This window comes from Gemmata algarum (assembly GCF_034097035.1).
Lineage (GTDB): Bacteria > Planctomycetota > Planctomycetia > Gemmatales > Gemmataceae > Gemmata > Gemmata algarum.
This window is the reverse complement of the sequence record NZ_JAXBLV010000130.1, coordinates 1-536: the sequence shown is the minus strand read 5'-3', so window position 1 is coordinate 536 and position 536 is coordinate 1. Positions and strand designations below refer to the sequence as shown.

Genomic DNA, 536 nt, shown 5'->3' with positions numbered 1-536 from the left:
CACCGAGAACCGACTCCACGACTGGACGAAGGGGCGGGCCACCAAGGGGGCGGACGCGTTCCCGGGGTCCGGCCATCGGACCCCGCTCGAAGAGGAGAACCGCACGCTCCGGGCCGAGGTCAAAAGGCTGGAGATGGGGCGCGACATCCTCAAAAACGCCACGGCGTTCTTCGCGCCCCAGACGAGCGGACGTTCGCTTGGATCGAGGCGCGCAAGGCCCGGTGGCCGATCGTGCTGATGTGCCGGGTGCTGGGGGTGTCGCGGTCGGGGTTCTACGCGTGGCGGTCGCGGGAGCCCAGTGCCGCCGAGGTTCGACGCGAGGAGCTGACCGAAGAGGTGAAGGCCACTCACGCCCAGGTGAAGGCCCGGTACGGGAGCCCACGCACCCACGCCGAGCTGGTGGCGAGCGGGCACGCGTGCAGCGTGAACGTCGTGGCCCAGGTGATGCGCGAGGCCGGAATCGCTGCAAAAACGAAGCGGAAGTTCCGTCAGACGACGGACTCCAACCGCGCGCGGCCGGTGGCCGAGGATGTGTT

1 pseudogene is annotated in these 536 nt (G+C 69.4%); it reads left to right on the top strand.

The window, feature by feature from the left end:
- A pseudogene (locus R5W23_RS32880) lies at positions 1-536 on the top strand (IS3 family transposase); the annotation flags it as partial.